The organism is Brachybacterium sp. YJGR34 (genome assembly GCF_003347015.1).
Taxonomy (GTDB): domain Bacteria; phylum Actinomycetota; class Actinomycetes; order Actinomycetales; family Dermabacteraceae; genus Brachybacterium.
This window is the reverse complement of sequence record NZ_PNFB01000004.1, coordinates 172,957-199,381: the sequence shown is the minus strand read 5'-3', so window position 1 is coordinate 199,381 and position 26,425 is coordinate 172,957. Positions and strand designations below refer to the sequence as shown.

General features: G+C 71.2%; 20 protein-coding genes. 10 read left to right on the top strand and 10 right to left on the bottom strand.

Annotated elements, in window-relative coordinates:
- Positions 1-35 precede the first annotated feature (35 nt).
- Together CXH06_RS05930 and CXH06_RS05920 are read left to right on the top strand one after the other, a co-directional pair.
- Positions 36-1,103: a patatin-like phospholipase family protein gene (locus CXH06_RS05930; protein ID WP_114854234.1), complete on the top strand. Its 1,068-nt coding sequence runs from the start codon at positions 36-38 to the stop codon at positions 1,101-1,103.
- A gap of 566 nt (positions 1,104-1,669) precedes the next feature.
- The gene (locus tag CXH06_RS05920; protein WP_198684021.1) at positions 1,670-2,569 is read left to right on the top strand and encodes a helix-turn-helix transcriptional regulator; all 900 of its coding nucleotides are present in this window, start codon (positions 1,670-1,672) and stop codon (positions 2,567-2,569) included.
- On the opposite strand, the gene CXH06_RS05915 is transcribed toward CXH06_RS05920, so the two are convergent.
- The 8 genes from CXH06_RS05915 to CXH06_RS05880 all read right to left on the bottom strand — a co-directional run bounded on the left by CXH06_RS05915 (position 2,503) and on the right by CXH06_RS05880 (position 15,769).
- A complete protein-coding gene (locus CXH06_RS05915) occupies positions 2,503-4,374 on the bottom strand; it encodes a beta-L-arabinofuranosidase domain-containing protein (protein ID WP_114854231.1) in 1,872 nt (623 codons plus the stop codon). The genes CXH06_RS05920 and CXH06_RS05915 overlap by 67 nt on opposite strands.
- The gene (locus tag CXH06_RS05910) at positions 4,371-6,164 is read right to left on the bottom strand and encodes a glycoside hydrolase family 2 protein (protein WP_114854230.1); all 1,794 of its coding nucleotides are present in this window, start codon (positions 6,162-6,164) and stop codon (positions 4,371-4,373) included. Before CXH06_RS05910 ends, CXH06_RS05915 begins: the two co-directional genes overlap by 4 nt.
- A 135-nt stretch (positions 6,165-6,299) precedes the next feature.
- Positions 6,300-7,388 (bottom strand): HTTM domain-containing protein, encoded by a 1,089-nt coding sequence (locus CXH06_RS05905; RefSeq protein ID WP_114854229.1) that lies wholly within the window; start codon positions 7,386-7,388, stop codon positions 6,300-6,302.
- On the bottom strand, positions 7,385-8,104 hold the full coding sequence (locus CXH06_RS05900; RefSeq protein ID WP_114854228.1) for a DUF5819 family protein: 720 nt from the start codon (positions 8,102-8,104) through the stop codon (positions 7,385-7,387). The genes CXH06_RS05905 and CXH06_RS05900 overlap by 4 nt, the downstream gene beginning before the upstream one ends.
- A gap of 154 nt (positions 8,105-8,258) precedes the next feature.
- On the bottom strand, positions 8,259-12,686 hold the full coding sequence (locus CXH06_RS05895; protein WP_198684020.1) for a choice-of-anchor G family protein: 4,428 nt from the start codon (positions 12,684-12,686) through the stop codon (positions 8,259-8,261).
- Positions 12,687-13,138: 452 nt separating this feature from the next.
- Positions 13,139-14,419 (bottom strand): signal peptidase I, encoded by a 1,281-nt coding sequence (locus CXH06_RS18540; protein WP_114854226.1) that lies wholly within the window; start codon positions 14,417-14,419, stop codon positions 13,139-13,141.
- 43 nt (positions 14,420-14,462) lie between these two features.
- Positions 14,463-15,074 (bottom strand): SipW-dependent-type signal peptide-containing protein, encoded by a 612-nt coding sequence (locus CXH06_RS05885; RefSeq protein WP_114854225.1) that lies wholly within the window; start codon positions 15,072-15,074, stop codon positions 14,463-14,465.
- A 152-nt stretch (positions 15,075-15,226) separates the two neighbouring features.
- Entirely contained in the window at positions 15,227-15,769 is a 543-nt protein-coding gene (locus tag CXH06_RS05880) for a SipW-dependent-type signal peptide-containing protein (protein WP_114854224.1), read from the bottom strand.
- 141 nt (positions 15,770-15,910) lie between these two features.
- On the opposite strand from CXH06_RS05880, the gene CXH06_RS05875 reads away from it, so the two are divergent.
- The 6 genes from CXH06_RS05875 (at position 15,911) to CXH06_RS18310 (ending at position 21,379) form a co-directional block, all read left to right on the top strand.
- Positions 15,911-16,615 (top strand): FadR/GntR family transcriptional regulator, encoded by a 705-nt coding sequence (locus CXH06_RS05875; RefSeq protein WP_114854223.1) that lies wholly within the window; start codon positions 15,911-15,913, stop codon positions 16,613-16,615.
- Between the two features lie 3 nt (positions 16,616-16,618).
- Entirely contained in the window at positions 16,619-17,518 is a 900-nt protein-coding gene (locus tag CXH06_RS05870; protein WP_114854222.1) for a dihydrodipicolinate synthase family protein, read from the top strand.
- 16 nt (positions 17,519-17,534) lie between these two features.
- Complete coding sequence (locus CXH06_RS05865) at positions 17,535-18,809, top strand: extracellular solute-binding protein (protein WP_114854221.1); 1,275 nt, start codon at positions 17,535-17,537, stop codon at positions 18,807-18,809.
- Positions 18,810-18,885: 76 nt separating this feature from the next.
- Entirely contained in the window at positions 18,886-19,815 is a 930-nt protein-coding gene (locus CXH06_RS05860; protein WP_114854220.1) for a carbohydrate ABC transporter permease, read from the top strand.
- Between the two features lie 3 nt (positions 19,816-19,818).
- Positions 19,819-20,640, top strand: coding sequence for a carbohydrate ABC transporter permease (locus CXH06_RS05855; RefSeq protein ID WP_114854219.1), 822 nt, complete (start codon positions 19,819-19,821; stop codon positions 20,638-20,640).
- A 73-nt stretch (positions 20,641-20,713) separates the two neighbouring features.
- Entirely contained in the window at positions 20,714-21,379 is a 666-nt protein-coding gene (locus CXH06_RS18310) for a hypothetical protein (RefSeq protein WP_157975626.1), read from the top strand.
- Positions 21,380-21,421: 42 nt separating this feature from the next.
- Here the strand turns inward: CXH06_RS18310 and CXH06_RS05845 are convergent, their stop codons facing one another.
- Together CXH06_RS05845 and CXH06_RS05840 are read right to left on the bottom strand one after the other, a co-directional pair.
- Positions 21,422-22,186 (bottom strand): DUF6270 domain-containing protein, encoded by a 765-nt coding sequence (locus tag CXH06_RS05845; protein WP_157975625.1) that lies wholly within the window; start codon positions 22,184-22,186, stop codon positions 21,422-21,424.
- A gap of 120 nt (positions 22,187-22,306) precedes the next feature.
- The gene (locus CXH06_RS05840) at positions 22,307-23,275 is read right to left on the bottom strand and encodes an aldo/keto reductase (protein WP_114854218.1); all 969 of its coding nucleotides are present in this window, start codon (positions 23,273-23,275) and stop codon (positions 22,307-22,309) included.
- Positions 23,276-23,480: 205 nt separating this feature from the next.
- On the opposite strand from CXH06_RS05840, the gene CXH06_RS05835 reads away from it, so the two are divergent.
- Positions 23,481-25,424, top strand: a complete 1,944-nt coding sequence (locus CXH06_RS05835) for a glycosyltransferase (RefSeq protein ID WP_114854217.1) — start codon at positions 23,481-23,483, stop codon at positions 25,422-25,424.
- Between the two features lie 139 nt (positions 25,425-25,563).
- Positions 25,564-26,403 (top strand): alpha/beta fold hydrolase, encoded by an 840-nt coding sequence (locus tag CXH06_RS05830; protein ID WP_114854216.1) that lies wholly within the window; start codon positions 25,564-25,566, stop codon positions 26,401-26,403.
- Positions 26,404-26,425: the final 22 nt, after the last annotated feature.

Below are 26,425 nucleotides of genomic sequence, written 5' to 3'. Positions count from 1 at the left end.
TGAGGGGCCTCGGCCCCATCTCCTATCCTGCCGGGATGACCTCCCTCGATGCCGCCGCAGGCCCCACCGGATCCACCGCGGAGCGCCGCGTCGACCTGGTCCTGGAGGGCGGCGGGGTCAAAGGGGTCGCGCTGGCCGGGGCGCTCGAGGTGCTCGAGGAGCGCGGGTACCGCGTCAACCGGGTGGCAGGAGCCTCGGCCGGAGCGGTCGCCGGGGCCCTGATCACGGCAGGGATCCCCGCCTCCACGATCGTGCAGATCCTCCGCGAGACCGACTACCGGCGGTTCGCCGACGGCCCGGCCTGGACCCGCTTCCCTCCCGGGGCGGCGCTGAGCGTCCTGCTGCACCAGGGCATCCACCGCGGCGAGAGACTGCGCGCCTGGATCGAGGAGCAGCTCACCGCGCACGGGGCCCCGGGCTCCACGGGCACCTTCGCGGATCTGGTCTACCGCGATCCCGACCCGGAGCGGACCGCGGTGAGCGGGCCGCCGTACCGGCTGGTGGTCACGGTCTCCGACCTCAGCAGCGGGCGCCTGCGCTACCTGCCGACCGACGCCGACGATCTCGGCACGACCCCCGAGACGCTGCGCGTGGCCGATGCCGTCCGCGCCTCCACGGCGATCCCTCTCTTCTTCCGCCCCGAACGGTGGACGAGCGCGACGGGGACGACCTCCTGGCTGGTCGACGGCGGGATGCTGTCGAACTTCCCGGTCTCCGTCTTCGACCGGCCCGCCGGCGAGGTCCCGCGCTGGCCCACCCTCGGCATCAAGCTCTCGGCGAAGCCCGAGGCGGACCACGGCGTGGCGCATCGGATCACCGGCCCGCTGTCCTACGGCCGGGCGGTGCTGGACACTGTCACGGGCTTCTATGACCGCCTCCACGTCGATGCCTCCGACGCCGTCGCACGCACGATCTTCATCGACACCGACGCCGTGCGCCCCACCGAGTTCGATCTCGAGGAGGAATCCCGCGAGCAGCTCTACCGCTCGGGGCGACAGGCGGCGACGTCCTTCCTCGACGGCGACGACGATCACGAGCCCTGGGACTTCGCACGGTACGTGGAGACGTTCCGCGGCGGCCGGCCAGCGTCCTCACCGGCCTAGAAACACGCCATCCCCCTCGCGAGCAGCCGGCGTCGCCGCCGTGCTGCGTCCTGCGGCCGACGCTCCGCAGCCCCGCGGCTCCTCGGGCCCCGGCCCTCGGGTCCTTCTGCCCCTCAGCCCCTCGACCCCTCGGCCCCCTGCTCCCCGGGCCCCCGGTCCCCTGCCCCTCGGCTCCTCGACTCCTCGGCTCCTCGGCTCCTCGGCTCCTCGGCTCCTCGGCGAGGCGAGGCGAGGCGAGGCGAGGCAGCCGCGAGGTCGCGCCTCACGCTCCTGGGCCAGGTCCCTTCCGCGGCGTTCACTAATGTGCGGATACGCAAATTGGTGAACGGTCGACACCCCACTTCCCGCCGCTGACCTCGTCGTTGTGCACGACGCACGATCGCCGGCCGGCCGATGGGTAGCATCCCCGCACCGACGCTCCGGACCGGAGCATCCGCCTCTCCGGAAGTACGCCCGTGATGACCCTTTCACGCTCAGAACCGCCGGACGCGCCGACCGTCGTGCCGTCGCCTGCACTGACGCCCGCGCCGATGACCGTGCCGACGGCCGCTCCGACACCTGCGCCGATGACCGCACCGATGTCCGCACGGATGATCATCCGGCAGGTCTGCGTCCGGATGAGGCTGTCGCGCACGGAGCTCGCCCGCTTCGCCGAGGTCAGCCCGTCGACCGTCGGCCGCATCGTGGCGGGGACCCTCGACCCCACCTGGGGCATGCTGACGCGCCTGCTCGATGCCGCGGGAACGCGGTTCGTCGGCGACGACGTCCGGCCCACGGGCGACCCCGCGGCCGGCGCCGCGGCGGCGCTCGTGCTGGACCGTCTCCTCGTCTCCCTCGGGGGCAGGCTGAGGCAGCGGAAGCCCACCACGGCCATGCAGAGCTGGATCGACCGGTTCGAGCGAGCAGGATTCATCCCCCACGGCCCGGAGACGCAGAGGTTCATGCAGGCGATCCAGGTGCGCCGGATGGTGGAGATCGCCGCGACGGTCTCCGGCCCTCTCCCCCGGGGCGTGCCCGCCCTCGCCGTCGGCGACGCGCGGCACTGGCGGGAGGCCGCGCTGCAGATCGACGAGGCAGGCTTCGACTATGCGGCCTCCGGCCTCGCGCCCGCCCTGGAACTCCCGGACGCCTCGTTCCACGCGACCCCGAGGATCTATGTCAGCGATCCCGCGGCGGTCGCCCGCGTGCTGCGGTGGCCGGAGACCTCCCCCGAGCGGGGCGTCCTCCTCATGAGCAGCGACGGTCCCGAGCTCAGCGGTATCACCTGCGGGCATGCCCTGCGGCTCACCTCGCTGGGACGAGCCTTCGTGGATGCGTGCTCCGCGCCCTCGGACCGGTGGCGCAGCGCCGGAGCTGCCCTGCAGGCGGTGCTCCGCGACCGCCCGTGGGACCACTCCCCCTATTTCTCGACCCCCTCCTCGAGCAGGACCGGGAACTCCATGACGCGCAGGCGCGCCGTGCCGTAGGGCACCAGGCGCAGGCCGTGGATCGGTCCGCGGTCCATGATCGGGCTCGGCGGCGGGGGCGCGGCCGAGGCGCCGCGGCGTCGCCAGTGCGGCACGCGGCATCCCGTGGCCTCGAGGCTGAGCGCGTCGCCGAGTGCGAAGGGCGCCTCGGGCACCGTCCCCCGGCGCACCGGCCAGCGGTCGGCGGCGGAGAGGTCGGCGAGCGCCCAGTTCCAGGAGCTGCGCGGGTGGACCTCCCATTCGCCGATCCCGGGCGCGCCCTCGACCTCCACCCAGTTCTCCCCCGGGCTCGCGACCATGACCAGCGGTCCCAGGTGCACCGAGGCGGCCTGCCGCTCGCGACGCGTGATGCGCGGGGTCATCGGCAGTCGCAGCTGCACGGCGGTGGTGCCGTCCCAGTCCCGGTCCAGCTCGACGTGGCCGTCGCCGCGGTCGCGCACCTCCTGCTCCTTCCCGTCGATGCTCAGCTCCGGCGCGGTGCACCACTGCGGCAGGCGCAGCCGCAGCGGGACGCGGGCCGGACCGTCGGCCGTGACCGTGAGGCGCACGGTCTCCTCGAAGGGGTACTCGGTCTCGACCTCGATCCGCAGCGGCCGACCGTCGACGGCGGCCTCCACGCTCGCCGGGGCGTAGGCGACAGCGCGCAGGCCCCCGTCGGCGTCCTGTGCCCACAGCGAGGCGGCGAACTTCGGCCAGCCCTGGTGGAGGTTCGCGGTGCAGCAGCCGAAGTGGGGCTCGAGACCGAAGATGTTCGCGTCGTCGCTGGAGAAGGACCAGTCGCGATGTGCGACCGAGGCCGCGATCTGCGTGCCCTGCTGGTGGTACTGGTGGCCGCGCATCCGCGGGTCCGAGGAGGCCGGCAGCAGGTTCAGCGCGAGCTCCTCGAGCCGGTCGCCCTGGCGGGCATCGCCGAACAGCCGCGCCAGCACCTCCTGGGTGTGCATCATCTCCACCACCAGGCAGGTCTCGATGCCCGCGGTGGCCTCGCGCCCGCCCAGCCACTCGTCGCCGGAGAACCAGCCGTGGGCCTGCCCGTGCCAGCGCTCGAGCGCCGCGAAGGCCGCCTCGGTGCGCTCGCGCTCGGCGGCCTCGTCCCCGCGCAGGGAGGCGACCGCCCCGGTCTTCAGGCCCATCGCGACGTTGACGCCGTGGGTGCGGTGCTCGAAGACGCGGGCGGGGCCGGTGACCAGCTCGGTGGTGAGGTAGCTGTTCCAGTCGACGGTCTGGGACATCACGAGGTCGACGAGCTCGGCGAGCCATTCCTGGCCGGTGCGCTCGTGGACCCAGACGACGGCGAGCGCGAGCTCCGCGCCGCGCGCCCGGCCCCAGTCGCTCAGGGGACGGGCGGGCAGCTGCTCGCGCAGATGCTCGCACCAGCGCAGCAGGAAGGGGGCCACGCGCTCGTCCTCGGTCGCCTCGGCGTGCTGGATGAGGACCTTCGCGGCGACCATGCGGGGCCACCAGTCGTCGTTCGCGGACGGCCCGAAGGAGCCCGAGGCGTCCTGGGAGGCGAGCATCCACTCGATCCAGGGCCGCGCCCGGTCCATCAGCTGCTCGTCGCCCAGGACGTGCGCCAGCGGGACCAGCCCGTCGAGGTAGTACGGGCCGCGCTCCCAGCTCTCGCCGTCCCCGCCCAGCCAGCCGCTGTCCTCCCCCACGTCCGGCCAGATCTCCGGCAGCTGCCCGGTGATCCCGTCGGCCTGCAGGCGCAGCTGCCGCTCGAGCCAGCCGCGCGGGCGGATCCGCCCCAGCGGGAGGGCGCTCGCGGTGCGGCGGAAGGGGGACGCGACGGGCGCGGCGCTCATCGCGGCGCGCGCCCGGTGACGAAGGCGCGGATCACGGCCGGGTCGAGCTTGGGCCGACGGTCCGCGGTGGCCAGGCCGTTGGCCTCCTGCAGGGTGTCGGTGATCTGCGTGTAGCAGTGCCCGGCCAGCACGGGGCTCGCGTTCAGCGCGTCGAAGAGGGAGCTGACCTTCTCCTCGAACTCCTCGGGCCCGGACACGGTGGCGTAGCCCCAGGTGCCCTCGGCCGCGTAGGCGATGCCGCCGAACTCGGTGACCATCACCGGCGCGCCCTCGGTGAGGCCCTGGGCGGCGTCGTCGATGGGACGGCGACGCTGCGGCCCGCGCCCGGCGATCGTGGCGGCGGTCGCGGCCTCGTCGGCGTAGTGGGCGGCGAGCTCCTCGCCGTCGGTCGCGTAGTCGTGCAGGGCGATGATGTCCCCGCCGGTGAGCTCGTAGCCGTCGTTGGAGACGACAGGCCGGCTGGGATCCAGCGAGCGGGTGAGCGCGGTCAGGGCGATGGTGAGGTCCTTCTGCGGGGCGGAGTCGGCGAGGTCGCGCACGCCCCAGGACTCGTTGACCGGCACCCAGGTGACGACGCTGGGGTGGGGGCGGACCTGCTCGACGATCTCGATCCACTCGTCGGTCAGCGCCGCGGCGGCCCGGGGGCTGAAGGCGTAGGCGTTGGCGGTCTCGCCCCAGATGAGCAGGCCCAGGCGATCGGCCCAGAACAGGAAGCGGGGGTCCTCGACCTTCTGGTGGACGCGGGCGGCGGTGAAGCCGAGCTCCTTGATCAGCTCGACCTCCTCACGGTAGGCCTCGAGGCTCGGGGCGGTGAGATGGGAGGTGGGCCAGTAGCCCTGCTCGAGCACGGAGCGCACGAAGTACGGCTCGCCGTTGAGCAGGAACCAGCCGCGGTCGATGCCGGTGGTGCGCAGGCCCAGGTAGCTCGCGGCGGTGTCGACCACCTCGCCGCCGACGAGCACCTCGAGGGTCACGTCCACGAGGTTGGGGTGCTCGGGGCTCCACAGCAGGCGGTCGCGGTCCTGGGTGTTGCGCACGGCGGGGACGTCGACGACGCCCTGGAGGCGGGTGTCCTGCGCGGCGATCTCGACGGCGCCCAGGTGCTCCTCCCCGGCGGTGAGGGTGACGCGCACGGTGGTGCCGGGCACGGGCCGACGGGCCAGGCGCGCGGAGACCTCCACGCGCGCCCGCGGCATGTCGAACTCCCAGTGGAAGCCGGTGACGTGCTGCGTCGCGACGGTCTCCAGCCAGACGCTGCGCCAGATGCCGGTGGAGCGGTGGTACCAGATGCCGTGGGGCTCCTCGCGCCAGTCCTGCTTGCCGCGCGGCAGCTCCATGTCGTGCGGGTCGTCGAAGGCGCGGACCACGACGACGTGCTCGTCGCCCGCATCCAGCAGATCGGTGAGGTCGCAGGTGAAGGAGGTCTGTCCGCCCACGTGATGGCCGGCCAGGCGGCCGTCGACCCACACCTGCGCGGCATGGTCCACGGCGCCCAGGTGCAGCAGGACCCGCCGACCCTCCTCGGCGCGGGCGGTGATCGTGCGGCGGTACCAGACCACGGGGTGGAATCCGGTGGCGTGGATGCCCGAGGCCTCGGACTCCGGCACGAAGGGCACGGTGATGGAGCGCGTGAAGACCGCCTCCCGGGCGGGCTCGTACCAGCGCTCGGCCAGGCCCCGGTCCTCGTCGTCGTGCGCGAAGGACCAGGTGCCGTCGAGGCTGCTCCAGTCCTCGCGCATGAGCGTGGGGCGGGGGTGGGTGCCGTCGTGCTGGGTGGCGCGCAGAGTCATCGGTGGCTCCTGGAGAGGGTGTCGAGGGCGGCAGGTGAGTCCTGGGTTCTCACGTTGTACAACACAGCGTAGCGGGTGCGACGGCAGGTCCGCACCTCCACGACGGCGTCGCCTGCCGGTCCTGCCTCGCACAGGTCACGCCGAGACGCGCTCCTCGCCGGCGGTCTCCGCGCTCGGCTCCGTGGACGAGCGGCCGCCCTCCGGCGACGGGCGGGGCGGCCGCAGTCGCCGCCCCTTCTGCGCCACCCACCGGGCAGCAGGGTTCCCCAGGACGACCGTGCGCAGCCAGGTGACGATCGCGATCCACGTCGCGCCCGAGACGAGCACGGCATCGGCCGAGGCCATGATGCCGGAGAAGAACGGCAGCCCCATGACCACCGCGATGCTCAGATGCATGCCCAGCAGCACGATCAGCGCGATGCGTCGCGTGACCCGATGGAACAGCAAGAACGGGAAGGCGATCTGCGCCAGCACGGTCACATAGGTCGCCAGCACCACGGGGAGCGCGAAGGCGGTCATGAGATCGGCCAGGGGTGGGAACACGCCGTAGGCGACGGACTGCAGCGGGTAGTACACCGCGGTGCCGTCCTGCCACAGCGTCCCCTGCACCTTGTAGAGCCCGGCCTCGAGGTACACGATGCAGATCTGAGCGATGACCAGGCACAGTCCGATGTTGTGCAGCACCGACCCCGTCTGGGTCTCCGGCCGTGCGCTGCGGGCACGTCGCCGCGCGTCGAGGGACCAGCGACGCGAGACGTCCATGAGGATCAGGTAGATCAGCATGATCCGAATGAAGTAGTTGCCGCCGTCGGAGATCGGGGTGTTCTGGCCGTTGAGCGTCGTGTAGGCGATGAACAGCAGCGGGGTCACGATCCGGGTGCGCCAGCCCAGCATGAAGGCGGTGACCAGGGCGATGGTCGCGAGATACCACAGCCAGAACAGACCCGGCCCGGCCTGCTGGAGGGCGTTGAACGGGGCGTCGTAACCGAGGATCTCGCGGTAGGGCTGCCAGTACTGCGAGCCGGGCCCCCAGATGCGGGACGCCACGGGCAGGTTCACCAGCAGCCATCCCAGCAGGAACGCCCCGGTGGCGATGCGCATGACGGCCACGCCGTAGTCCGAGTGGCGGTCGGCGATGAACCAGGTGACCACCCGGCTCAGCGTCCGGGCCGGGAGGTCGCGATGAGCCCGCAGCCAGCTGCGGACCGGGGTGGGAGCAGTCATGACCAGGCCGCCTTCACGTCGTCGTCGAACTCGGCGGCGGGGCGCCAGCCGATCTCCGTCCACTGCTGAGCGGGCTCCTCCGGCGGGTCGTGCCGCTGCTCGAAGGCGGGGACGGCCTCGCGCAGCATCCGCACCTCGACGAGGGAGACCGCATCGCCGTGCTCCTGCTGCAGGTACAGGGTGGCGATGCCGACGGCGACCTCCTCGAGCCGCTGGTACGTTCGCAGATCGTTCAGCTGGCCGGGAGCGAAGATCTCCTCCGCCTCCTCGGAGTAGAGGTCCACCCCGAACACCGGCTCGCCGTCGATGTGGTTGGCCGCCACCATGGCCTGCTGGTCGTCGGGAAGACGGTGCGCCGCGGGCCAGAGCCGCCCATGGACCACCTTCGACTGCCTCGATTCGCGGTTGGCGAAGATGTTGTTCTCGATGGCCTCCGACTCCTCCGCGGTGACGTTCCGCCACTCGGTGAACTCGGCGCCGGCAGCGGCACCGCCTGCGCACACCTCCGGTTCGCTGATGCAAGCACGCACGAGCATGTACTCGTCCTGCGAGTACGGACCCGGTGCGAAGAGGTTCCAGCCCTGATCGAGCGGGCCCAGGAAGTACCTGTTCAGCGCGGGCTGCAGAGCGGCGCGGACCGGGGTGTCGGGTCCGGTGTACGCGAGGGTCGCGCCGATGTGCCCGGCGGCGAGCAGTCCGACGGTGGCCAGAACCACGGCGGGCAAGCGGCGGATTCGTGGCGAAGCCATTGGGAGGGTCCGATCTGCAGGGGGCGAGCGAGAAGAGCCGGCAGGGCACCGGCGATGGCCGCCGGGTCCGGCACCGCGTGCGGTGCCGGCCCGACGGCCATCAACAGGACGTCCGTGTCATTCAGGACGCGGAGCGACGGGAGACGATCACCCCCGCGGCGCCGCCGACGAGCAGCAGCACCACCAGTGCGACCATCGCGGCCGTGCCGCCGGCGCCGGTGCGGGCGAGGGAGCCCGAGCCGTCACCGGAGGTGCTGCCGCCGTTGCTCGAACCGGTCGAACCGCTCCCACCGGTGGAGCCGTTCCCACCGGTCGAACCGTTACCACCGGTGGAGCCGTTCCCACCGGTGGAGCCGTCTCCGGCGTTCGCCCCGGTGTTGTCCGACCCGTTGTCAGCGGTGTTGTCCGCGTCGTTGTCGGACGCGTTCCCACCGTCGGAGCCGTTCGTGACGGTGAGGGCCGCCGAGGCGGCCTCCCCGGTCTCCGCAGCGACCTCGACCGTGTAGTCACCGGCGGCAGAGCCCTCGGGGACCAGGACATCGACGGTGAAGCCACCGTCATCGTCGGTCGTGGCGGTCACGGGATCGCCCACGGGGTTGCCGTCGGGCCCCGTCAGCTGGACCTCCACCTCGGTGTTCGGCGGGAAGTCCTCACCGGTCACCGTCGTGGACTCTCCGTCCTCCACGGACTCCGGGTCGACACTCACGACCGGATCGACAGTCCCGTCATCACCGGGATCACCGACGGAGCCGTTGGTGACCGTGAGGTCCGCCGAGGCGGTCTCATCGGTCTCCGCAGTGGCCACGATCGTGTAGTCACCGGCGGCAGAGCCCTCGGGGACCGGGATGTCGACGGTGAAGCCACCGTCATCGTCGGTCGTGACCGTGACGACATCCCCCACGGGGTTGCCGTCCGGGCCCGTCAGCTGGACCTCCACCTCGGTGTTCGGCGGGAAGTCCTCACCGGTCACCGTCGTGGACTCTCCGTCCTGGACCGTGGACGGGTCGACCGAGACACCGGGAGCCTCGGCGTTGTCGCCAGCGTTGTCCCCGGTGTTGTCGGTCGTGTTGACCTCGGTGTTCTCAGCCGTGTTCACCTCGGTGTTCTCAGCCGCGTTCACCTCGGTGTTGACCTCAGTGTTCTCTGCCGTGTTCACGTCCGTGTTGTCAGCCGCGTTCACCTCGGTGTTGACCTCAGTGTTCTCAGCCGTGTTCACCCCAGTGTTCACCTCAGTGTTCTCAGCGTTGTTCACCTCGGTGTTCTCCGCCGTGTTGTCGGCAGTGTTGTCCGAGCCATCGCTGGCCGCCACGACAGTGAACGGCTCCGAGTCGCCGAGCATCGGGTCGATGTTGTCGATGACGGTCACCACATAGTCACCCAGCTCGAGCTCCGAGGAGTTGACGCGGAAGGCAACTTCCCCATTCTCATCAACGTCGACCGTATTGATGCGCTCACCCGGATCGACGATGGCCGCAAGTGCCGCCACAGCGACCTCGACGGCAGACGCGTCAGGCTCAAGCACATCAGCGTCGGTCGCCTTGAGGTAGACCTCAGCGGTGCCGTTCGGGGTGTAGCCGGTCCCCAGGACGAGCACGTCGTCAACGCCCTGCACGGCGCGACTGGGCGTCAGATCGATCTCCGCCCGCGCAGTGTTGTCAGCAGTGTTGTCCGACGTGTTGTCGGCAGTGTTCACCTCGGTGTTGTCAGCCGCGTTGACCTCGGTGTTCTCAGCCGTATTGACCTCAGCGTTGACCTCGGTGTTCTCGGCCGTGTTGACCTCGGTGTTCTCGGCCGTGTTGACCTCGGTGTTGTCAGCTGCGTTGACCTCAGTGTTGTCGGCCGTGTTCACCTCAGTGTTCTCAGCCGTGTTCACGTCCGTGTTGTCAGCCTCGTTCACCTCAGTGTTCTCAGCCGTGTTCACCTCGGTGTTGTCAGCTGCGTTGACCTCGGTGTTGTCAGCCGTGTTCACGTCCGTGTTGTCAGCCTCGTTCACCTCAGTGTTCTCAGCCGTGTTCACCTCGGTGTTGTCAGCTGCGTTGACCTCAGTGTTCTCAGCCGTGTTCACGTCCGTGTTGTCAGCCTCGTTCACCTCAGTATTCTCAGCCGTGTTCACGTCCGTGTTGTCAGCCTCGTTCACCTCAGTATTCTCAGCCGTGTTCACCTCGGTGTTGTCAGCTGCGTTGACCTCAGTGTTCTCAGCCGTGTTCACGTCCGTGTTGTCAGCCTCGTTCACCTCAGTGTTCTCAGCCGTGTTGACCTCGGTGTTGTCAGCCGTGTTCACGTCCGTGTTGTCAGCCTCGTTCACCTCAGTGTTCTCAGCCGTGTTCACCTCAGTGTTCTCAGCCGTGTTCACCTCGGTGTTGACCTCAGTGTTCTCAGCCGTGTTGTCTGCCGCGCTGTCCGCGATGACGGCCAGGGGCGTCGTCGCCGACTCACCCGTCGGAGCCGAAGCCTCGACCTGGTAGTCCTCACCCTCCGGCGCATCTGCGGGAACGGGGAGGACGGCCTCGAAGCCACCGTCGGCATCGGTGGTCACGGTGACGGGGTCACCGACATCGTCGCCGGCAGCATCCTGGAGCTGCACGGTCACCTCGGAGTCCGCCGGGAAATCCGTCCCGGTCACGGTGGTGGTCTCACCGGCCGGGACACGGTCGGGATCCGCCGTGATCGCCGGAGCATTGGTCACCACGAGGGGCGCGGAGGCGGATTCACCGCTGGTAGCGGTGCCGACCACCGTGTAGTCACCGCCGTCGGTGCCCTCGGGCACCGTCAGGTCGGTGGTGAAGGCCCCTGCATCATCCGAGGTGACCGTCACCGGCTCACCGACCGGGTTGCCCTCGGTATCGGTCAGCTGGACGTCCACCTCGGTGTTCGGCGGGTAGCCCTCGCCGGTCACGCTGGTCGTGGAACCGTCCTCGACCGTTCCGGGCTCTGCGGCGAGGGTCGGATCGAAGACCGCCTCATCCGCCGCACGGACGGTGGAGGAGGCGAGATCCACGTTCACCGCGGCGAGGTTCGGGAGCAGCTCGAGGCTCAGGGCGTTCACCGTGAAGGACTCGTCGCCGAGGTACCCCGGGGACGGCTGCTCGTTGATCGTCACGGAGACGACCTCGGACAGCACACCGGAGAGCACCGGGGAGAGCAGGTTCAGGGCGGGGTTGACCAGCCCGTCGATGGTCTCGGTGAGACCCGTGGTGGCCGTGTCGAGCACACCACCGATAGCCCCCTGGAGGGGCGCGATGAGGACGGTCTCGAGAACCGGCTCGACCGCATCGAGCAGAGTGCCGATCGGGATGATACCGAGCAGGCTTCCGTCGATGTCGATGGTCGGCTCGCCCTCGGCGGTGCCGGCGAGCTGGCCGAGCGTCGTCTCCACGACGATGTCGACATCGGCCGCGGGCAGCCCGAGGGCCGAGACCGAGGCGGGGAGCTCGACCGTGAGACCGACAGTGTTGAACACGTCGTCGATGAGCACCTGACCGGCACGCTCGGAGACGGTGCCGAGAGCTTCGCTCGTGGCTCCCGTGATCAGTCCGATGGTCTCCGCGTCCAGGAGCTCGGTGTTCGCGGGGAGGCCGTTGAGGCCGTCCGCTCCGCCCAGCTGCTGCAGGTCGACAGCGATGGTCCCGTCCGCAAGGCTGATGGAGACCAGGCCGTTCTCATCGGTCAACGGCTGCTCGAGGAGCGAGGAGCTCGCCTGCTCGAGCGCCGCGTCGAGCCCCGTCAGTCCGATCGTCCCGCCGCCGGCCTCGACGGCGACCAGGCCGACATTGAGATCGATCGACGCGGCCTGCGCGATGCTTCCCAGCGCACCTTCCGCCCCGACGGCCGCGTCGAGAGTCGTGCCGACGCCTGTCACCGCGGTGTCGAGCTCGGTGGCGAGCTCCCCGACCAGCGGCGAGCTGATCATCAGCTGACCGTCCACGATCACGTACTCGGACGAGGTCTCCCCGTTGGCCTCCGAGGCCGTGGACCCCATGGCGCCGAGCTCGAGAGCGAGCTCGTCGACGATGTCATCGGTCAGCCCGTCCACACCCGCCTGCGCGAGCAGGGTCGTCAGGTCGACGCGGGAGGTGCCGTACGTGCCATTCGCGATCCCGTCGAGGTCCAGGCCTCCGCCTTCCCCCACGGCTCCGGCGCTCGCGGTCGAGCTGACCGCATCCGGCGACGTGGCGAAGCTCGAGAGAGCCCCCGCCTCGCCGAGGTGCAGCAGGCCGACGTTGTTCTCGTCGCCGATCAGCGGCAGGGTGAGAGTGCCGAGGTCGAGCGCGATCGAGTCGTCGATCAGGCCGACGTTCAGCGGGTTGGCGTTCGGGCCCGCATCGCTCGGGAAGCCGGAGGCGCTGGTGCCGACATCGGCCAGGTCGAGACCCAGCGCATCGGCGTTGATCACGCGGCCCAGCGCTTCGGAGTCGTCCGTCTCGGCGGCGACCGCCGGCGGGAGTCCGAGAAGGGTCAGGCTCGCTGCGGCGACGGCCGCGACAACGCCCTTCAGGAGGGGTGGGCTCCCTCGGTGCGTCGAGGATCGTGGGGGCTGCAGTCGTTCCACATTCACTCCATCATCGATGAGTCGGGGACAGGGCCCGCACGAGCGCACCAAGGGGGAAGGCCTACGCGGTGGGCGGGGTCACACAGGTGACCTCGACAGCCTCGCAGGCGCCGCCCCGCAGCGGAATGCTTCTTCTGGACAGCCGTGCACTTGTTGCCAGAAAGTTACCAACCGTCACAATCTTTCCAAGCGCTTTCCGAGAGGGCCTGTAATGACCAGCGAGTAACTACCCATTGATCACACCTCTTGGTAGGGTCAGAGTTTTTTCCCCTTGAGTGCACGAGGTTCTCCACACCCCCTCTCCGGCTCGACACTGACCTCAGGCGCCGCTCACGACCCTTCGCACGACAGTGACGGCGCATGTCGGAAAGCGCGCGCGGGCGCGGCCCCGCGCGCCGATCACCCCACGCTCCGCACGTTCCATCGCCCCGAAGCACAGATGCTCAGGAGGCTCAGGAGACTGGAGGCCGCGAACTCCCCGACCGTCGCGCAGCCCACCCCAGAGCGGCGCCGACGATGCCGAGGACGAGGGCCGCGACGACCACCGAAAGCAGACCGGCGGCACCGGTCCTGGCCAGGCCCGCGCCGTCGGCCGCACGGCCATCCTCGCCATCGACCTCCGGCGCCACGGGCGAGGGACCCGCGGAGGTGAGATGCTCCCCGGCGCCGGCAGCATGGATGAGCACGTCACCCCGGGCGCCCTCCAGGCCGTGCAGCCCGGCCGCCTCCGAGAGGGTGACCGTGATACGCAGCCAGCGCTGCTGATCGCTGGGCATGGCGGCAAGGTGGTGACTCCTCGACTGCGCAGCGATATCGGCGAGGTTCTGTTCGTCCAGCAGCGTCGTCGGACCCGACCGACACGTCTCGGCACGCCAGGGCTCTCCACAGCTGTCCACGGTGACCAGCAGCGCGCCCGGGGCCTCGACCAGATCACCGCGCCCGGTGAGACCGAGCCGGATCTCCCCGGGCTCCGGCGCCTCCGCCCAGATCCCGACCTCCCACACCGCGGAGTCACCGGGGGCGAGGTTCTGCATCTGGCCGGGGTCCCCCTCGGTCTGGATGCGCAGGTGCTCGCCCGTGGTCAGGGTGACGTCGGCGTGGCCGAGTGCAGGAGCCGCGAGCACCAGGGCGGCGAGAGCGGGCACGCCGAACGCCGTGTGCGATGGGGGCTCGCGAGGGGAGGAGCTCCGGACGGCCTGCAGGCCGCCGTCGGGATCATCGGCCCGCGGCCAGAAGGCCCAGACCACAAGGGTGGCGGCGCCGAGGGTGAGCGCCCCGAGGACGAGCGGATCACCGAACCACTGGACCACGCCCGCCGCCCCGGGGACGGAGAACATCACGCGCCGCACCTCGACGGCGGAGTAGGCGTCGGGGTCCGGGACGTCGTTGGCGTCGCCCTGCATCGTGAAGGTGACCTCGCCGGAGGTGCTGTCGCGCGCGCGGATCTCGACGACCCGATGCGTCACCGGAAGCATGCCCTCGCCACGGTCGACGGTGACGACATCCCCCTCGGACATCTCGACCGCCGGGATCTCACGCACCAGGGCGATCGAGCCGGCGGTGATCGTCGGGCTCATCGATCCGGTGCGGAACATCATGATCGAGATGCTGAAGAACACGCTGAGGATCACCAGCACGATGCACAGCGCACCGCCGGCGGCCAGAAGCGTGAGCAGGAGGTCACCCAGTCGCCGCACCGCTCTCGTGCCGGTGGACGGGATCCGAGCTCTCATCGCTCCGACCCCGCGCAGGGCGGTACGACCAGCCGCGACGCCATCACTCGGCCGATGTGGCAGTGAACCCCCACGTCGCAGTGCCGGACTCGCCCTGCACCAGGTCGGGACCGGCGGTGACCCGGAAGCAGAGGGTGACCTCGTCGCCGGCAGCCCCCTCGGTGCCGGCGGTGAGGTCGAAGGTGCCGGTGCCGGCATCGAGTCCGGTTCCCGCGGGGACGATCTCGGTGCCGGTGGCGGCGGCCGTGCACTCTGCGGCCGAGGGCACGGTGATGATCCCGTAGGTCAGGTTCGCGGCGTTCGCCCCCGCTCCGCTCACATCGGTCAGCTCCACGACGGCGTCGTAGCTGGTGTCCGCATCCAGGCGGAGGACGAAGGGGGCGGCCACGACGTCATCGGGCGTGAGGTTCTCCGCCGCCTCGAGATCGAAGGCCAGCTCCGCCGCGCCGTCTGCCGAGGTGTGATCGGCGAAGGTGGTGCCGTCGGTGCTGCCCTCGACGTTGAAGCTCCCGGCCCCGAAGGTGCCGATCGCCCATTCCTCGTCGGTCCACGCGGCGAGCGTGACGGCTGCTCCCACTCCGAGCACCAGACCGCCGGCGAGGAGGGCGCGGATCTTTCGTCCGCGTCGGGTGGAGTTGGTGGTGGCAGTGGACATCGGTGTTCCCCTCACGACGCAGTGGCGATCTCGCACGGCCAGACTAGCGACTGCGGTGCCGTCGCGCGCCGCCTTGACGGAAGACGGCCGACGCCGCCCACAGCGAGGCACGGGCGCAGCCGGCCCCGGTTCGCGCCGTGGAGGCGCGCCCGTCAGCTCAGATTGCGGCAGTTCCCACCGATCCCGCCGATCAGGCCGGCATTGCTCGCGACTGAGGCACGGGTCGACTCCCAGCCGCCGTCGACGACCCGGAACGCGATCTCCAGCTCCGACCCCAGCCCGAGCAGCCCTCCCAGGAGGTTCGTCGGGACGTCGGTGCGATAGGTGCCGTCGCTCTGGCGCTGGGTGTTGGCGGTCAGGCTGAAACCCGTCAGCGGTGCGAGCACGGACCCGAGTCCGCGGGTCGACGCCTCGACCCGGACGTCGCTGAGCGTGTACCCCTCCGGGAGGGCCCAGAACACACGCACCCTCGCGCCGATCCCGAGGACCCCGGGTACGAAGCGGCACGCCTGGGTGAGTCTCGGCGCGGGGACCACGCCCGCCTCGAAGCTCGCGGTCACGCGCTCCGAATCCGTCCACGTCGCGACCGTCGACGTCGCCCCGAGCCCGAGGACCAGCCCCGCAGCGAGGACCACACGCAGGCGCCCGAACAAGGGGAGCCGGCGAGGCGCAGTCCGCGAGCGGATGGCGGTCATATGCGGATCGAACCTCCCTGGCGCCGCGGGGCCCACCCGCACAGATCACCACGATCCACGGGCAGGCGCAAGCACGCCCCCTGCCCCAATCGGCCGAACCACGGACGCCCCCACTTGTCAGATATCTGATAACTTGCCGTCATGGCACGCACCGGAGCACGATTCGAGACGCTGCAGAGCGATCTGCTGGAGCTCATCCAGCAGCTCGACCTGAAGCCCCGTGACGCCCTGCCCTCCGAGGCCGTGCTGGCCGAGCAGCTCGGCGTCAGCCGCGCCTCGCTCCGGGAGGCGACCCGCGCCCTGCAATCCCAGGGGGTGCTCGAGGCGCAGCAGGGGCGCGGACTGTTCCTGCGCTCCTTCTCCGTGGCCCCGGTCATCTCGCGCCTGCCCTACCAGCTCATCGAGTCCGGTGCCGATCTCGACGAGCTGCTCATGGCCCGCGCCGCCCTCGAGCGCGGACTGATCCGCGAGGTCGCCGGCCGCCTCGACGAGGAGCGACTCGCCCACCTGGACGAGATCGTCGAGCAGATGCGCGAGCGCGAGAGCCGGGGGCTCGCCTTCCCGGAGGAGGATCGCGAGTTCCACCGCAGCCTGTACGTCGACCTGCACAACCGCGTCGTCGAGGGGACCCTCGAGGCCTTCTGGCAGCTCATGGACCGTATGCGCGACCGCCTCCCGCCCCTGCGCTACGACGACCTCGCCGAGCGCCACGCCGCCATCGTGCGGGCGCTGCGAGACCTCGAGCGCCTGGATCCCGTCATCGCTCTCGACGACCACTTCCTCGACATCCGCCAACGTGCCGAGGACTTCGGCCAGCAACGGCCCGAGACCTCCGAAGGACGCTGACCCATGCCGCACACCGACCTCCTCGACCGCGCCGACGGCATCGTCGCCGCCCTGATCACGCCCTACCGCGCCGACGGCTCGATCGACGTGGACACCCTCCGGACCCACACCGCCTCTCTCGTCGCCGCCGGCATCGACGGGCTCTACGTGTGCGGCTCCACCGGGGACGGCGTCACCCTGGACGAGGACGACCGCGTGCTCTGCACTCGGACGGCCGTCGAGGCCGCCGACGGGGAGGTCCCGGTCATCGCGCACGTCGGCACCAACGCCACGGCGCTCACACTGCGCCTCGCGGAGCGCTCGGCGCAGGCGGGCGCCGCCGCGGTCTCCTCGATCCTCCCGGCGATCCCGCTGACGCCGGCGGAGGTCCGCGACTACTTCCTCGAGGTGGTCCGCTCCTCCCCCGCGCCCTTCATCGCCTACAACTTCCCCGCCCGGGCGGGCGTGGGCCTCGCCGATGATCTGCTCGCCGAGCTCGCCGCGGAAGAGAACCTCCACGGACTGAAGAACACCTCGCGGGACGTCTTCGAGATGTCCGGCTTCACGCGCCTGCGCGGGGGGAAGTTCCGGGTCTGGAACGGGCACGACGAGGTGCTCTACGCCGGGCTGTCCGTCGGCGCCTGTGGCGCGATCGGCAGCACCTTCAACGTCTTCCCGCGCCTGTATCAGGACCTCCTGCGCAGCTTTCGCGCCGGTGACCACGGGACCGCGCTCGCCTCGCAGCGCCGCATCGAGGAGCTGGTGCGCGTGCTCGCGCACCACGGCGTCATGCCCTCGCTGCGCGCGCTGCTCGCCGCGCGCGGCCTCGACATGGGACCCAGCCGGCGCCCCCAGCGCGATCTCGATGCGGCCGCGCGCCAGCGCCTCCTCGCCGACGTCGCCGCCCTCGAACTGCCCGCCTGACCACGAAGGAGTCGTCATGCCCATCACCCCCTCACCCCTGACCCGTCGCACCGCCCTCGCCGGAGGCCTCGGCCTCACCGCAGCCGCCCTGGGCGCCTGCACCCCGGGCGGCTCGCCCGCCGCCGACGACTCCGCCGCGAGCGACGGCGGCGGGGACGGCGGACCCCTCACCCTCTGGCACTACTACGGAGGGGCCGCGACCGCGCCGCTGGAGGCCCTGATCCAGCGGTACACCGAGGAGACCGGCACCGAGGTCGAGGTCCGCTTCATCCCCTTCGGCGACTTCAACCGCACCCTGCTGCAGGCGGCGACCGGCGACGACCTGCCGGACATCGCCCTGATCAACGCCTTCGACACGGCCCTCTTCGCCGGCTCCGACATGCTCACCGATCTCAGCGATCGCGTCGGCGATTGGGGCGAGCAGGACGCCTATGCCGCGGGTCCGTGGGACACCACCCAGGTGGGCGGCGCGACCTTCGCGCTGCCGCACGTCGCGGACACCTACGCGCTGTGGACGAACACCACTGCCCTCTCCGCCGCCGGAACGCAGGCACCCAGCACCTGGCAGGAGACCGAGGAGGCGGCGATCGCCGCCGCCGGTGACGGTAGCTACGGCCTCGCCTTCTGCGGGATCACCGGCGTCGAGGGCGCCACCTCCTGGATGCTGCGCTTCCTCGCCGCGGGCGGCGACCTCACCGCCCCGGACAGCGACGCCGGGACCGCCGCGATGGAGTCCTTCACCCGGATGCTCGAGGGGAACGGCTTCTCCGAGGGGGTGCTGACGTGGAACGAGGACGACACCTACACGCAGTTCCGCACCGAGGCCGCGGCCATGATGATCAACTCCGCCTCGTACCTCACCTCCCTCGCCGAGGAGGCGCCGGACCTCGAGGTGGAGATCGTCCCGATGCCGGCCGACGCCGAGCCCGTCTCGTGGCTGTCCGCGGAGAACCTCACGATCACCCGCGGCGCGAGCGATCCCGACGCGGCCTGGGAGCTGATCGTCTGGATGCAGCGGCCCGAGGTGATGAACGACTACCTCCCCGAGCGCAACAAGCTGCCCGTGCGCACCGACATCGCCGAGGACACGCAGTGGCAGGATCCGGTGAAGAAGGTCTTCATCGACCAGCTCGAGATCGCCTGGGCGCCCGAGGAGTCGGTGGCCCCGGCCTCCGCGGAGATCTTCACCGCCGTCCAACTGGCGATGCAGTCCGTGCTCTCGGGCGCGGCGAGCACCGAGGACGCCCTGGCCACCCTCCAGGTCACGACGGACAAGGCCCTGACGGAGTGAGGGCACTCGTCGACACCCCGCGCGGGACGCGGCAGGACCTGCGGACCGTCCGTCGGCTCCGGACGGGAGGTCGACGATGACCGCCGCCGTGGATCGGCGCTCCGCGCCGCCGGCCCGTCGGCGGCGGCGCCGATGGGCCGGCCGCGGCGCGCAGTACCTCTTCCTCCTGCCGGCGCTGCTCTTCGTCCTGGCCACGACCGTGTATCCGCTGCTGTACACCGTGAATCTCGGCTTCTACGACGCGCCGATCCAGAAGTTCCTGCGCGGCACCGTGGAGTGGGTGGGGCTCGCGCAGTACCGCGCGGCGCTCACGGATCCCGCGCTCTGGACGGGCCTGGGCACCTCGCTCGCGTACACGCTGTGCACGATCGGTCTGATGCTGGTGATCGGCACGGCGCTCGCGATGCTGTTCACCCGGCCCTTCCCGGGCAACAAGCTGCTGCGCTCGCTGCTGTTCCTGCCCTACGTCCTGCCCTCGGTGGTGGCGGCGAACGTGTGGCGGTGGATGCTGGACGGCACCAACGGCCTGCTCAACCACGTGCTGGTCACCCTGCGGATCATCCCCGAGCCGCTGTTCTGGCTGGGCAGTCCCGTGCTGGCGCTGCCGGCGGTGATCCTCGCGACCGCCTGGACCATGATCCCCTTCGCGATGCTGCTGCTCATCGCCGGTCTCCAGGGCATCCCGCGCACCACCTACGAGGCGGCCGCGCTCGACGGAGCCGGGGCGTGGGCGTCCTTCCGGCATGTCACGGTGCCGCTGCTGCGCCCGGTCCTCGCCGTGGTGGCGCTGCTGGGCTTCATCTACACCTTCAAGACCTTCGACACGATCTTCGTCATGACGCGCGGCGGGCCGGGCGATGCCACCACGGTGCTGCCGATCCTCGCGTACAACGAGGCCTTCGTGAACTTCGACCTCGGCGCGGGTGCCACGGTGACCACGCTGCTGCTGGTGATCCCGGTGCTGCTGGCGATCCTGTACTTCCGTTCCACCCGGACGGAGGGCTGAGCGATGCAGCGACCCGCCGTCCTCACCGTCGCCGCGACCGTGCTGGTGCTCATCTACCTCGTCCCCGTGTACTGGATGGTCGCGACGTCCCTCAAGCTCCCCGCCGACGTCTTCGCCACCCCGCCGGACATCATCCCGAGCCCCGCGACGCTGCAGGCCTACGCGGACACGGTGCTCTCCGACCCGGCGGTCTGGAGCGGCCTGCGCTCGAGTGCGATCATCACCCTGCCCGCGCTCGCGCTGACCCTGGTCCTCAGCGCCCCGGCCGCCTACGCGCTGGCGAAATACCGGTTCCGCATCACCGGTGCCGTGCTGTTCCTGCTGCTCGCCGCCCAGATGCTGCCGACGATCAGCCTCGCCCTGCCGCTGTTCGCGATCTTCAGCCAGTACGGCCTGGTGGACACCTATACGGGGCTGATCATCGCGAACGTCTCGGTCACACTGCCCTTCGCGGTGGTGCTGCTGCGCCCCTACATGGGCGCGATCCCCGGGGAGCTGCTGGAGGCCGCCCGGCTGGACGGCTGCTCGATCGTCGGGGCGTTCCTCCGGGTGGGGCTGCCGCTTGCCCGGCCGGGCCTGATCATGGTGGCCACCTTGACCTTCGTGATGACCTGGGGCGAGTTCGTCTTCGGGCTCACGCTCGCCACGAGCGACGACAAGCAGCCGATCACCGTGGTGCTCAATCGGTTCATCGCCAGCTTCGGCACCCAATGGACGAACCTCATGGCCGTCTCCACGGTCATCGCGATCCCGATCATCGTGGTGTTCATCGCGCTGCAGAAGCACGTCGTGGCCGGCCTCGCCGAGGGCGGGCTCAAGGACTGATGCGCGGAGGCGAGTCCGAGGCCGTGGGCACAGGACCATTGAGCTGGGCGCATCATCCTGCTAGACAGGGCAGATGACCAGCCCATCGGACGCCCCGCTCCGGCGCCGCGCCCTCCTGCGCGGGGTCGCCTGGACCGCGCCCGTGGTGGGCATCGCCGTCGCCGCCCCCGCGATCGCCGCCTCGCTCCAGGAGTGCCCCACGCTCCCGGCGGCGGAGGAGTGGGAGACCACCATGCCCTCCGGTGCGCTCGATGCCGAGACGGACACCTCCACCACCAGCTGGCAGAACCGCGACGGCGTCGACACCTGGATCTCGCAGCGCAACAGCTCCCCGGACGACATCGTCCAGGGCGCGACGATCTTCACGGACGCCGAGCTTCCGGTGGTCGCGGGGGTCACCTACACCATCTCCTTCGAGGCGGCAGGGCAGTGGTCCGCCGAATCTGCGGACCCGGAAGCGGCGGAGACGGCCGGGCAGGCCATGCAGCTCACCGTCACCGGTGCGGACGGCGGTTCGCTGGCGCGGACCGCGGTCGCGACCCGACCGGAAGATTTCAACGGCACCGAGGCGCTGCCGATGTCCGAGGGAGATCCCGTCTGGCAGACCTACTCGGTGACCTTCACCGCCACGCAGGACGAGACGGTCACGGTCGGGATGTCCAATCTGCTGCGTGAGTCGAGCGACACGTACAACGACGACGTGCTGGTGCGCATGCCGCTGGTCACCTGCGAGGTCTGAACCTGCCTCGCTGACCGGTGATCCCGTCGGCCGCCGCGCCTCTCAGGCGGAGGGGTCCTCGGCGCTCAGGCGCTCCACGATCTCCTCGTAGACGTCCTGGCTGTAGTGGAAGGGCGCCAGGCCCCAGCGGTGCTCGGGATCGGCGAGCACGCCGAGGGGCTGCAGCTCGAGGATCCGGAAGCCGAGCTCGCGCAGGCGCTGGTAGTAGCGCAGGTACGCCTCGTTGGCCTCCTTGGCGGAGGTGCCCATGCTGCGCGGGGTGTGGCGGCCGTCCACGGTGACCAGCGCCCAGGGCACCTGCAGCACCACGGTCTTCTCCAGCAGGGAGAGCTCGGCGAGCTCGTCGCGGAGGGTGCTGGCGCGCTCGGACCACAGCGCGAAGTGCTCCTCGGCGCCGAACTCGAGGTGGCGGGCGTCCTCGACGGCGGCCAGCACCTCGGGCACCCGGACCAGGTCGATGCTGCGGGTGGCGACGCCGCCGTCGTCGAAGACGTGCACGCCGTGGCGCTCGTCGACCAGGTCCCACAGCAGCAGATCGGCCTCCTGCGCGGCCTCGGCGAGGCGCTCGGCGAGGTTCCCGGCGAAGTCGCCCTCCATCATGCGGCGCTGGAAGTCGGACTCGATCGAGGCGTCGCCGGGGAAGTGCGCACTGGCGTCGTGCTCCGCGGAGAGCAGCGACTGCCGGGCGATGTAGGCGATGACGTCGAAGCGGTCACCGCCGGCGAGGTCCACGGTGTCCCGGGCCACGCAGCTGCCGTAGATGACGACGCGCACGGGATGCGCGCTGGCAGTCGAATCGGCGGTCACGGGTCTCCTTCGGGGCACGAGCGGAAGCGCGCATCAGAGTACCCGCACCCCGGTGCTCGCGACCGGTCCGCATGGCGGATCGCACGTTCGTGCCAGGTCACAGACCCTCCGCACGCCCTCCTACGCGGTGCCCGTCGCCGGCCGCTCCAGTGCCTCGAGCTCCTCCCAGAAGGCCTCCGGCACGGGGACGGTGCGCAGCTGCTCCAGCTGCTCGATCCGCGCCGCGGAGGAGATGCCCACCACGGTGGAGTGCACCAGCGGCGAGCGGAGGGAGAACTGCAGCGCCGCGGCGGGCAGGGTGATCCCGTGGCGCGCGCAGAGCTCCTCGACGCGCCGCACCCAGGCCACCAGCTCCGCCGGCGGCTGCTGGTAGGCGTAGGTGGCGCCGCTGGCGGACCCCTTGGCCAGCAGCGCGCCGCCGAAGGGGGCGGCGTTGAACACGCCCATGCCGCGCTTGTTCGCCTCCTCGAAGAGCGCGGTCGCGCTGCGGTCGGCGAGGGTGAACCGGTTGTGGTTGAGCACCGCGTCGAACGCCCCGGTGCCCACGTAGCGGTGCATCAGGTCGAGCTTCCCGGCGGCGATGCCGATCGCGCCGACGACGCCCTGCTCCTTGAGCTCCTGCAGACCGGCGACCGGGCCGCCGGCGGCCATGCCCTCCTCGACCGTGATCCCGTAGGGGTCGTGCAGGTGCAGCAGGCCGATCGTGTCCAGGCCCAGCCGCTCACGGCTCTCCTCGACGGAGCGCAGCACGCGGTCGCGGTCGAAGGCGCCGGTGGTGGGGTCGGCATCGACCTTGGTGACGATCGCGCGGCCTTCGGCGATGCCGGCCTCGCGCAGGGCGAGGCCCAGCACGGCTTCGCTGCGTCCGCCCGCGTAGGCGTTGGAGGTGTCGATGAGGGCGTAGGGGCCGTGCAGCATCGCGGTCGCGAGCTCCACGGCCTGTGCCTCCTCGGCGCTGCCCGGCGCGGTGTCGGCGCCCAGGCTGGTGGTGCCCAGTGTGAGGGGGCCGGCGTCCAGGGCGGTGCCGGGCAGCGGGCGGGCGCCGATCGGGAGGCTCGGGGCGGGGGTGGTGGGGCGATCGCTGTCCATGGAGCTCGTTTCGCAAGGGGGTGGTGGGCGGGCCGGCGGCGGCTCGCGGCCGATTCCGCTCCGGGCGACGCCGCCGTGCTCGACCCCATCACACCGGGGCCGCCCCGTCCAGGCTCCGGGCGCCCTCCGCACGACCCCGGGCCGGAGGGGCGAGCACGTAGGCTGGCCCCGCCCCTGCCCCACCGTCCCCTCGAGGTCCCGCCGCATGTCAGCGCAGTCTCCCGGCCCCTCCGGCCGGCGCTCGGAGTCCACCCTCCGCACCGCCCGCACCGCCCTGTGGCATCTGCGCACGGGCGGGATCTCCCAGCTGCGCACCTGGCAGCAGCGGCGGCGGATCGCCGCCTCCACGGCCGACGGCTCGGGCATGCCCGCCCGGGACGGCGGCCTCGACTTCGCGCCGGCCGTGATGCCGGAGCGCGCCCCGCACCTGGCCGGCCTGCGCGCCGCGGTCATCCTCGACGACTTCTCGCTGCTGGCCTGGAGCCACGAGTTCGAGACCGTGGCGGTGACCCCGGCGCGGTGGCGGGAGCAGCTCGCGGAGACGGCGGTGGATCTGCTGCTGGTGGAGTCCGCCTGGCACGGCAACGACGACGCCTGGCAGTACCAGCTCACCGGCTCGAAGGCCCCCAGCCCGCCGCTGCAGGAGCTGGTGGCGCACTGCCGTGAGCAGGGGATCCCCACCGTGTTCTGGAACAAGGAGGACCCGCCGCACTTCGAGGACTTCCTGGACACGGCGCGGCTGTTCGACCAGGTCTTCACCACGGACGTGACCCTGCTGCCCCGGTACCGGGAGGAGCTGGGGCATGACCGGGTGGCGGTGCTGCCCTTCGCCGCGCAGTCCGCGGTCCACAACCCGATCCGTCCCCAGCACGGGCACCAGGCGCGGGACGTGGCCTTCGCCGGGATGTACTTCGCACACAAGTTCCCCGAGCGCCGCACGCAGATGGACATGCTGCTGGGCGGGGCACTGGAGGCCTCGGCGCGGATGGACAAGGGCCTGGAGATCTTCTCCCGCTTCCTCGGCGACGACGAGAACTACCAGTTCCCCGGAGAGCTGGCCGATCGGGTGGTGGGCTCGCTGAGCTATGACCGGATGCTCACCGCGTACAAGGCGTACAAGGTGTTCCTCAACGTGAACTCCGTGGTCACGAGCCCCTCGATGTGCGCTCGGCGCATCTTCGAGATCAGCGCCTCGGGTACTCCCGTGGTCTCCGCCCCCTCCCCCGCGATCGGGAAGTTCTTCGCCGAGGAGGAGGTGCCCGTGGTCGCCGAGCGGGAGGACGCCGCGCATGTGGTGCGCGCGCTGGTGCGCTCCCGCGAGCTGCGCGACCGCACCGTCCACCTCGCCCAGCGCCGGATCTGGCACGAGCACACTTACACCCACCGCGCCCGCCAGGTGCTCGACGCGGTGGGCCTCGGCGAGCGGGCCGGCCGCGCGGGGCTGGTGGGCGGAGCGGGCCTGCCCGCGGTGAGCATCCTGGCCGTGACCAACCGGCCCGAGCAGCTGGATCACCTGGTGGGGCAGATCGGCCGGCAGGCGGGGGTGCAGCGGCAGCTGCTTCTGGTCACGCACGGTTTCGAGGCGCCCGAGGCGGTGGCGCTGCGCGCCCGCGAACTGGGCGTCGAGGACGTGGTGGTGATGGAGGCGCCGAGCGACTGGTCCCTGGGCGCGTGCCTGAACGCCGCGGTGGAGCGGGCCGAGGGCGGCGTGCTGACCAAGATGGACGACGACGACCTCTACGGCGCCTTCTACCTCCACGACCTGCTGCGGGCGCGGGAGTTCTCGGGCGCGGACGTGGTGGGAAAGCACGCCCACTACATGCACGTCGCCGGACCCGATGCGACGCTGCTGCGCTTCCCCTGGATGGAGCACCGCTTCACCGACCACGTCATGGGGCCGACGATCACCGCCGGGGCCGAGGTCTTCGCCGCGCACCCCTTCGCGGACGTCAGTCGCGGGGAGGACTCCGGCTTCCTCGAGGCCGTGGTCTCCGCCGGCGGCCGGATCTATTCCGCGGACCGCTTCAACTTCACGCAGATGCGGCGGGGCGAGACGGGCGGGCACGCCTGGTCCGTCAGCGACCGCGAGGTGCTGGCCACCGGCGAGGTGGCGTGGTTCGGGGTGAACGAGGAGCACGTGATGGTGTGAGGGTGCGGCGCTGACATCCAGGGGATATGTGCTCGACACCCCGTCCCCCGCGGATCAGGATGGACAGTGCCACCACCCGTCGGCCCCGACGACGCGGCGCGGAGCGCCCCCCCCCGACCCCCACCGGAGCGAGCAGACGATGACGATCCTGGACGTGAACGGCGTGAGCCTCGGCATCGAGCGCTTCGGCGACGAGGCCGATCCGCTGGTGCTCTGCCTGGGCGCCACCACGATGCTCTCCTGGCCGGATGCGCTCTGCACCGCCCTCGCGCGGGGAGGTCGGCAGGTGGTGCGCTGCGACCTGCGCGATGCGGGGGCATCGACCATCGGCGACCTCACGGCGCCGGCGTACACGCTGCGCGATCTCGCCGCCGACGCCGCCGCCCTCGCCGGCGCTCTCGATGAACGCCCCGCCCACCTGGCGGGCATCGGGGTGAGCGGGATGGTCGCGCAGGTGGCGGCGCTCGACCACCCGGAGTCGTTCTCGGCGCTCACCCTCGTCGGAACCCGGCCTCTCGCGCCCGGTCCGGTCGATGCGGACCTCCCCGACCACGACGCCGCAACGCTGGAGGGGCTCTTCTCCCGTCCCGAACCCGACTGGGCCGATCGCGAGGCCGTCGCGGAGCACGCCGCCGAGAGCGCCCGGATCCTCGGCGACGATCCCGCTGCCGCCCGGGACCTCGCCGCGCGCATCTGGGACCGGACGCCCGGCACGCAGCCGGAGGCGCACCGAGCCGACCAGCTGGCGATGGTGTTCTCCCGGCTGGACTGCAGCCCGCGCTGGCGCGAACGCCTCGCGGACCTCGCCCTGCCGGCGCTCGTGGTGCACGGACGCCGCGACCTGTTCTTCCCGCTCGGCAACGGCGAGGCCCTGGCGCGGGAGATCCCCGAGGCCCGGCTCCTGGTGCTCGATGACGCCGCGGGCGCGCTCCCGGACGCGGCGTCGGACGAGGTCGCGGCGGCGATGCTGGCGCTCTGAGCGCGCCGGTGCTGCGCCCCCC